The sequence below is a fragment of the Algoriphagus sediminis genome (assembly GCF_030403435.1).
Classification (GTDB): Bacteria; Bacteroidota; Bacteroidia; order Cytophagales; family Cyclobacteriaceae; genus Algoriphagus; species Algoriphagus sediminis.
In genome coordinates, this window is the sequence record NZ_JAUEPH010000011.1 from 22,306 (window position 1) to 30,029 (window position 7,724).

Below are 7,724 nucleotides of genomic sequence, written 5' to 3' on the forward strand. Positions count from 1 at the left end.
GATGAAAAATATAAATAAAACAACAGTAATTATAGCCATAAGCACAATGGCTATCGGCTTGCTACTTGGCTGGATAATTTTCGGAAGATCCAATGAAAACCAAACGGATGAACATAACCATACTGCAATGGCAGATTCCGAAACAATTTGGACATGCTCTATGCATCCACAGATCAGGAAGAGTGAATCAGGCGATTGTCCTATTTGTGGTATGGACTTGATTCCTTTGGAATCCACAGATGGTGAATTAGACCCTATGGCAGTGAGCATGTCACCAACTGCCATGCAGTTGGCACAGATTCAAACTATGGTGGTTAATAAGGGTAAGGCTGATAAATCAATTCGTCTAAATGGAAAAGTACAGGCAGATGAACGTTTGCTATCTACCCAATCTTCACACATCCCAGGCAGGATTGAAAAGCTTTCAGTCAATTTTACAGGAGAATTTGTGTCGGCAGGTCAGGTTTTGGCAAATGTGTATTCCCCTGAATTGGTGACTGCACAAGAAGAATTGTTTGAAGCAAAAAAAATAAAAGAAACACAGCCTGCATTGTTTAATGCTGCCAAAGAAAAATTGAAAAACTGGAAACTCTCAGACAAACAGATTGATCAGATAGTCAAATCAAATAAGACCATAGAACAGTTTCCAATTCTCGCCAATGTTTCAGGATATGTAACTAAAAAAATGGTCAATCTGGGTGACTATATCAAACAAGGGGAAGCCTTATATGAAATAGCGGACTTATCTAAAGTATGGGTGCTTTTTGATGTGTATGAGACAGATATGACTTGGATAAACAAAGGTGATGCGGTGATATACACAGTGCAATCAATACCTGGTAAAACATTTAAAGGAAAAATTAGCTACATCGATCCTGTTATCGATCCAAAGACCAGAGTGGCAAAAGCAAGACTTGAAGCAACAAACAAAGGTTTAATGCTCAAACCAGAAATGTTCACAACTGGAACGATAGAAGCAAAAACCAATACCAATTATACATCCTTAACTGTCCCTAAAACTGCTGTAATGTGGACGGGCAAACGCTCTGTAGTTTATGTGATGCAAATGTCAGCTCAAGGTATAAGTTTCATCATGCGAGAAGTTACTTTGGGTCCAGAATTAGGTGAAAGTTATGTGATTGAAGATGGCTTGCAGCCTGGTGAAGAAATTGCAATCAATGGTACCTTCAGTATTGATGCAGCAGCACAATTAGCAGGCAAACCAAGTATGATGAACCCGGAAGGTGGTGTAGCCATGACTGGCCACAACCATGGGGGAAATACCAATTCAAATATGGAAAAAATGCCTGTTTCATCTAAGAAAACAACAATATCAGAGGATGCCAAAAAGTCTTTACAACCACTTTTTGACAACTACTTCAAATTGAAGATTGCATTGGCCAGTGATGATTTTGAAAAAGCAAAAGCATCGGGCGTGGCGATGAACAACTCCTTAGGAAAGATTGATATGAACCTTTTTAAAGGAGATGCACACTCTTTATGGATGCAACAATCCACTGCATTAAAACCTAGTTTACAGCATATTGAACATCTCGGTGACATCAAAGCCATTAGAGGAAAGTTCATCAGCATATCCAATTTAATGATTGCAATAGCAGAATCTTTTGCCCCATTATCCACTGCTATTTATATTCAGAATTGCCCTATGGCAGACTCTAACAAAGGAGCAGATTGGTTGAGTCTGGATAAAGAAATTCAAAATCCTTATTTCGGAGAGTCAATGCTTTCTTGTGGCGAAAACACCAAAACAATAAAATGAAAGAGTGTTGCAAAACTGGAGACAATGCACCTCCCTCAAAATTTAAAAAATGGGCTTCCAGAATAATATGGGGTATCATATCCTTCATCGTTCTTGGCTTATCACTAATTCAAATGTTTAACTTCTAAATTTTAACACAATGAAAAAATCAAATTCAATCTTAACACTCGCTTTAGTAGCAGGTATCTCATTTTCATTAATTGCATGTGCCAATAAAAAATCTACCGATCATGAAAATGGAAATGGTGTCCATGATCATAGTGCCATGAATCATAAAGCAGAGGATGAAATGTCAGATGGTTCAGTTGTGGAAACGAGTGAAAATAAGTCCATTTCTCAATTAATCGATCAATACCTGGTAATTAAAAATGCCCTGGTTCAAGACGATTCAAGAGCGGCTGCCAGCGCAGGTCAAAAACTTGCAGAAACGTCTTCAAGTATAGACCTTAACACTTTTGAAGCATCCAAGCAGTCCGAGATTAAGGAAATATTGGAAGTAGTAAAAGAACATGGTGAACACATTGCAAAAAGCGAAATAGCTCATCAACGTGAGCATTTTGAAGGCATGGCAAAAGATTTCATGGACTTGCTTGCAATCACAGGAACGGACAGAACACTTTATCAACAGTATTGCCCGATGTACAACAAAAATAAGGGAGGGTATTGGTTGAGTGACTCCCAAGAGATCAAAAATCCATTATTTGGCAGTAAAATGCTGACTTGTGGTTCGGTGAAAGAAACCATTTCAATGAAATGAAAAAATGGCTTAAATTATCTCTATGGATAGTTTTAATTGTGTTGGTGGGGATTCAATTTGTCCCCGTCCAACGCAATGAAATAGAACCAGTTACCAATGCTGATTTTATTGAGCATTACGAGTCCCCTATTGTCATTGGAAATATTATCCGAGCATCCTGTTATGATTGCCATAGCAACCAAACCAAATACCCATGGTACAGTAATGTTCAACCTATAGGCTTTCATTTACAGAATCATATTTCAGAAGGAAAATCTGAATTAAACCTATCAGAATTTGGTCTTCTATCAAATCGTATGAAACGGACAAAACTAAAATCAATTCTAAGTCAAATTGATAACGATAAAATGCCAATGCCATCCTACCTATTTCTTCATTCAGAAGCCAAACTGGATTCGCTAAAAAAAACTCTTTTGGTTAGTTACTTTGATTCAATATTAGTTGATATTGATAGGTGAAAAAAAAACCTTTGTTTTTTATAATGGAAAAATCTGTATTCAAAATATCACAAATGGATTGCCCTTCTGAGGAACAAATGATTCGGATGAAATTGGATGGAATAAACGAAATCAAACAACTTGAATTTGAGATACCTCAAAGGAAACTAACCATATTTCACATTGGCAATACTACGGAAATTGAAAGGATATTAGCAGAACTAAAATTAGGTTCAAAACTCATATCAAACACACAATCACAGGTAGTAATTGATGCAGAAACAGACACAGGCAAACAACGAAAAATCCTTTGGGCTGTTCTTATCATCAATTTTGTCTTTTTTGTTCTTGAAATGCTATTCGGCTTGATTTCTAAATCTATGGGGTTGGTGGCAGATTCTTTGGATATGCTAGCAGATTCGTTAGTGTATGCATTAAGCTTACTGGCAGTAGGTCAAACATTAATTCGTAAAAAGAAAGTAGCTAAACTAAGTGGGTACTTTCAAATGTCATTAGCTCTATTTGGTTTATTGGAAGTCATTAGACGTTTTGTAGGATCTGATGGCATTCCGATTTTTCAAAACATGATTATCATATCCTTTTTAGCTCTTTTGGCAAATTCCGTTTCACTTTACCTGATTCAAAAGGCGAAGAGCAAAGAAGCACACATGCAAGCTTCTGCAATTTTTACTTCCAATGATATTATCATCAATTTAGGTGTAATTTTGGCTGGAGGCTTAGTCTACTATTTTGAAAGTAAAATACCTGACTTAGTTATTGGTTCTGTTGTTTTCATTATTGTATTTAGAGGAGCAACAAGGATTTTAAGATTAGCGAAATAACCCCACCCTCACCCATGTGCTTCCAGTAGGTTCATTGCATTCGTTCGTACCTCACTCTTTACATTCACCCACTTCCTGCACCACACAGCAAGAGCACTCCTTCATTCCTTTCCGTTGCACTCCAATCCATTCAGTCATACACTTGCTTTTCCCAACGCACACCCCAACGCAGGTAAAGCGGTGTTCGTCAATCGTTCCGTTTTGTTCCGCAAAAACATATCTGCAAGGGTAAAATGTACTCCCTTCGGTCGCCCTTGCATATACCGTTCACTTACCAGGTGGTTTGTGCTCCAGTAGGTGCTCACCACCTGCCGTTCACTTGTTTTGCTTCACACACTACTCTCAATCCTCACTTGCAGCTACTTCATCCCCCCAAACCCCAATAAGGTGTTCGCTGTACTCACAGAAGAATTAAATTGGGGGTCTGTCGCTGCATGTGTTTTTGCTCGCCTGCGGGTCGCTGCGGGCTAATCGGGCTGTCATGCTTTTTGCAGTTAATCCATGCCTACAGTAGCTTCATTTCAGTCACTCGTTCCTCTTTCCTTTCATTCAGCCACTTTCAGCACCCCACACAAGAGTAGCTCATTCATTTCACTCAACGAGCCGACACAGTTCCATTTCGCAATCCGTCTGTTATGCCTTCAATTAGTATTTGGTGGATTAATTATGATGTCAAATACTCCACCACTAATAACCGCCAGTAATTGCTCCACTCCATCCAACAAATCGTTTCGTTCCGTTCAATCGCTACCCTTGCCTTTCCCGACCCTAAAGCAAAAAATCACGCCAGCCCTGCCGTAAACGGTAGCTGTCTGCCGCCCTCATTCTTCGGGCTTTTGCAGCCACCACCCTTGCTCCACTCGCAGGCGGCTCGCATAAATGGCTACGCCTTAGTTTACCTGCGTTCACACAGCAATTACATTTAAGCATGTCAATGACTCTTGTATTTAAGTATTTGCTTAAACATTAAACTAAATTTCTTTTCTTTGCGTTTATTTAAGTAATCACTTAAATACGATTCATTATGACCAAAACATGTATTAGAGTTTATGCTGATGAAAAACAGATCAAGCAGTGTAAGCAAGACATTGAAAAAGTAGGTGATGCAGTAAACCGAATAGCAAGGGCACTTAACCTTGCTGGCAATGAGGTACGACTAAAAATTCTGTTTCTATTGGACAAGGAATCCAAAATGTGTCCATGTGATCTAAGTGATATTCTGGGCATGACAGTTCCTGCCATTTCTCAGCATTTGAGAAAGCTAAAAGATGCGGGACTGGTTGAAACAAACAAAGTAGGACAAACAATATTCTACTCTATTTCCGAATCAAACGACCTCATACTGAATCCAATATTAGGGTTATTAACACCAGAAAAAGAATCAACAATATGACGAATAAGAAATCAAGCTCATTAGTAATGACAAGTGTACTGACCGCTATTAGTGCATCACTTTGTTGCATTACCCCAGTGTTGGCACTACTTGCAGGATCAAGCGGAGTAGCCGCAACATTTTCTTGGTTAGAACCTTTTCGACCTTGGTTGATTGGAATAACTGTAGTCGTTTTAGCTTTTGCATGGTATCAGAAATTGAGACCAAGAACTGAGGAAGAAATTGCTTGTAATTGTGATGAGGACAAACCTTCTTTTTGGCATTCAAAGAAATTCCTTGGTATAGTGACGGTATTTGCAGCGATCATGCTTGCATTCCCTTATTACTCGGATGCCTTTTACCCTGAAACCAAACTATCAGTATCAGATAATGTCAATCTCGAATCAACCTACGAAATCAAAATTACTGGAATGACCTGCACGGGATGTGAAGAACATGTGAAACTTGAAATTGGAAAACTACCTGGCATTTCTGGTTTAGAGGTTTCTTATGAAAAAGCGAATGCAGTGGTAACTTTTGATGAATCTAAAACAGACATTGAGAAAGTAAAATCGGCTGTTGACAAAACAGGTTACAAAGTAGAATCAGTAAACAAATCAAAATGAGTGAAGTAGTTCTTAAATCAACAATTACTTGTCCTAAGTGTGGACATCAAAAAGAAGAAACCATGCCAACAGATGCATGTCAGTATTTCTATGAATGCGAAAACTGTAAAGAAGTACTTAAACCCATACAAGGTGATTGTTGCGTTTATTGCTCTTATGGTACAGTAGCTTGCCCACCAATCCAAGAAGGTGGTAAAAGTTCATGTTGTGGGTAAATCAGACAATCAAAATAAAGAGAGCAGCAAAGTTAGGTAGGTTCGCACATGCCCACCGCACAACCGGATTGCCAAGGTCAAGCCCTACGGGTTTTGATAAAAATCTCCACCCTACGGGTAGTATTTTTCCCAAAAACCTTGTCAACCGTGCCACACCCACCTTTTCAAGAGCTTTCTCTTTTCTTTTTTTCCCTTTTTTCTTTTCTCTTTTGAAAATGTCTGTGCGAAGCGCAGCGAGCATAATTCTAATGGCTTGCTATATGAAATCGTTTCGCTTGAAAACACACAGACTAGGAACCACCTACAACAAACCCCATTTCTTTATCCTGAATAAAGGATTGAACAGTGGAAAACCTCTTTGCACACCTTGCCCGAATTGCTTTGTATGTCTTTTGGAAAATGAGGCAGATAGAGAGTTTCTGTATTGGCTATGCTTCGGACTGTGGAGGTCTAAGTCATTCCATTTCTATTTGAAAGGCTCGGTGATTCCATTCATAACTATTGACGAGATCCGAAAGGTTATAAGAGAAAGTGAAGTCAAAGCAAGCACCAAAGAGAAGGCATTTGAAAAGTCGATTCAGGCACTAAAACTATTGGATGTCAACGAGCAAAAAATCAAGCTCACCTTAAAAATGATAGATACTGCCAGGCAGTCAATATTCCACAACCTAATGAAGGAAACAGGGGCAGGATAGCTTCTTGATCTGACAAAAGAACAGGGCAACAAAGGCAAAATAAAGCACACCAAAGCAACAGCACCTAAGAATGAATCTTCGCCTGTTTCTTGTAGTATTTTAGATGGTGAAGGGCAAATCCATGGTAAGTCCGTGTCAAGTCCAAGCAAATGTTTAACCCTTAAAAAATCGTAAAAAGATGGGAAAAATTAATCAAGGTATTCTCGGTGGTGTCTCAGGACAGGTTGGGAATGTAATCGGTGGAACTTGGAAGGGCATCGATTACCTAAGAATCAAACCTTCCAGTGTAGCGAACCCAAGAACTGAAGGTCAGGTTGACCAGCGTTCTAAGTTCTCAACTGTATTGAAGTTCTTGCAGCCAATGACAGACTTCCTTAGAGTTGGTTTTAAGCAATATGCCAACAAGATGACGCAATTCAATGCGGCCATGTCATACAACCTGAATAATGCCATTACAGGAGCTTATCCCAACTTCATGGTAGACTATGCAAGTGCATTGGTTTCAAGAGGAAACCTGACTGGTGCTGCGAATGGTGCAGCTTCTTCTCCAAGTGCTGGAAACGTAGAAGCGACCTGGACAGACAATTCAGGAAGTGGTAGTGCCTTAGCAACGGACAAAGCTCTGATTGCTCTTTTGAATACCACAAGAGGTGAGGCAGTTTTCACAACTGCGGGACCAGCAAGATCAGTTGGTACAGCAACCATTCCAGTGCCTTCTGAATACTCAGGAGAAGACGTTGAAGTCTTCTTAGGGTTTGCATCAGAAGACGGAACTAAAGTTGCTAACAGCTCTTATTTAGGCTCTGTAACAGTTGCGTAAAGCGATTGGTGTTTTCGATAAAAACCGCTTCCTTTGTGAGGCGGTTTTTTTATGTCCGCTCCGCTCCATTTTTCCTTTCTTTATCCCTTATTTAGCTGTTTAGCGATAGTTTTTGTTGCTTATTTGTACCTATAAGCACGTAACTACCTGATAATCAACGTACATTATATTTTGTATCGG

At 39.3% G+C, this 7,724-nt stretch carries 9 protein-coding genes; all 9 read left to right on the plus strand.

The genetic code is table 11. From position 1 onward, the window contains the following. The first annotated feature begins 1 nt into the window (after position 1). Complete coding sequence (locus tag QVH07_RS17535; RefSeq protein ID WP_290003094.1) at positions 2-1,780, plus strand: efflux RND transporter periplasmic adaptor subunit; 1,779 nt, start codon at positions 2-4, stop codon at positions 1,778-1,780. Between the two features lie 139 nt (positions 1,781-1,919). After that, positions 1,920-2,537 (plus strand): DUF3347 domain-containing protein, encoded by a 618-nt coding sequence (locus QVH07_RS17540; RefSeq protein ID WP_290003096.1) that lies wholly within the window; start codon positions 1,920-1,922, stop codon positions 2,535-2,537. Then, a complete protein-coding gene (locus tag QVH07_RS17545; protein ID WP_290003098.1) occupies positions 2,534-2,995 on the plus strand; it encodes a heme-binding domain-containing protein in 462 nt (153 codons plus the stop codon). The genes QVH07_RS17540 and QVH07_RS17545 overlap by 4 nt, the downstream gene beginning before the upstream one ends. 23 nt (positions 2,996-3,018) lie before the next feature. Further along, positions 3,019-3,816: a cation efflux transmembrane domain-containing protein gene (locus tag QVH07_RS17550; RefSeq protein WP_290003100.1), complete on the plus strand. Its 798-nt coding sequence runs from the start codon at positions 3,019-3,021 to the stop codon at positions 3,814-3,816. A gap of 1,024 nt (positions 3,817-4,840) precedes the next feature. Next, entirely contained in the window at positions 4,841-5,209 is a 369-nt protein-coding gene (locus QVH07_RS17555; RefSeq protein WP_115869564.1) for an ArsR/SmtB family transcription factor, read from the plus strand. Beyond that, positions 5,206-5,814, plus strand: a complete 609-nt coding sequence (gene merTP, locus QVH07_RS17560) for a mercuric transport protein MerTP (RefSeq protein WP_222583274.1) — start codon at positions 5,206-5,208, stop codon at positions 5,812-5,814. The genes QVH07_RS17555 and merTP overlap by 4 nt, the downstream gene beginning before the upstream one ends. Beyond that, the gene (locus QVH07_RS17565; protein WP_014022306.1) at positions 5,811-6,029 is read left to right on the plus strand and encodes a GDCCVxC domain-containing (seleno)protein; all 219 of its coding nucleotides are present in this window, start codon (positions 5,811-5,813) and stop codon (positions 6,027-6,029) included. The genes merTP and QVH07_RS17565 overlap by 4 nt, the downstream gene beginning before the upstream one ends. Before the next feature lie 260 nt (positions 6,030-6,289). Further along, positions 6,290-6,724 (plus strand): DUF6943 family protein, encoded by a 435-nt coding sequence (locus tag QVH07_RS17570; protein ID WP_041934805.1) that lies wholly within the window; start codon positions 6,290-6,292, stop codon positions 6,722-6,724. 178 nt (positions 6,725-6,902) lie between these two features. Then, a complete protein-coding gene (locus QVH07_RS17575; RefSeq protein ID WP_290003118.1) occupies positions 6,903-7,544 on the plus strand; it encodes a DUF6266 family protein in 642 nt (213 codons plus the stop codon). Positions 7,545-7,724: the final 180 nt, after the last annotated feature.

Excerpts from the sequence above, each read along its gene's own strand:
- QVH07_RS17545 (WP_290003098.1), top strand. The coding sequence starts at position 2,534 with ATGAAAAAATGGCTTAAATTATCTCTATGGATAGTTTTAATTGTGTTG.
- QVH07_RS17575 (WP_290003118.1), top strand. The coding sequence starts at position 6,903 with ATGGGAAAAATTAATCAAGGTATTCTCGGTGGTGTCTCAGGACAGGTT.
- QVH07_RS17555 (WP_115869564.1), top strand. The coding sequence starts at position 4,841 with ATGACCAAAACATGTATTAGAGTTTATGCTGATGAAAAACAGATCAAG.
- QVH07_RS17550 (WP_290003100.1), top strand. The coding sequence starts at position 3,019 with ATGGAAAAATCTGTATTCAAAATATCACAAATGGATTGCCCTTCTGAG.
- merTP (WP_222583274.1), top strand. The coding sequence starts at position 5,206 with ATGACGAATAAGAAATCAAGCTCATTAGTAATGACAAGTGTACTGACC.
- QVH07_RS17535 (WP_290003094.1), top strand. The coding sequence starts at position 2 with ATGAAAAATATAAATAAAACAACAGTAATTATAGCCATAAGCACAATG.
- QVH07_RS17565 (WP_014022306.1), top strand. The coding sequence starts at position 5,811 with ATGAGTGAAGTAGTTCTTAAATCAACAATTACTTGTCCTAAGTGTGGA.
- QVH07_RS17570 (WP_041934805.1), top strand. The coding sequence starts at position 6,290 with ATGAAATCGTTTCGCTTGAAAACACACAGACTAGGAACCACCTACAAC.
- QVH07_RS17540 (WP_290003096.1), top strand. The coding sequence starts at position 1,920 with ATGAAAAAATCAAATTCAATCTTAACACTCGCTTTAGTAGCAGGTATC.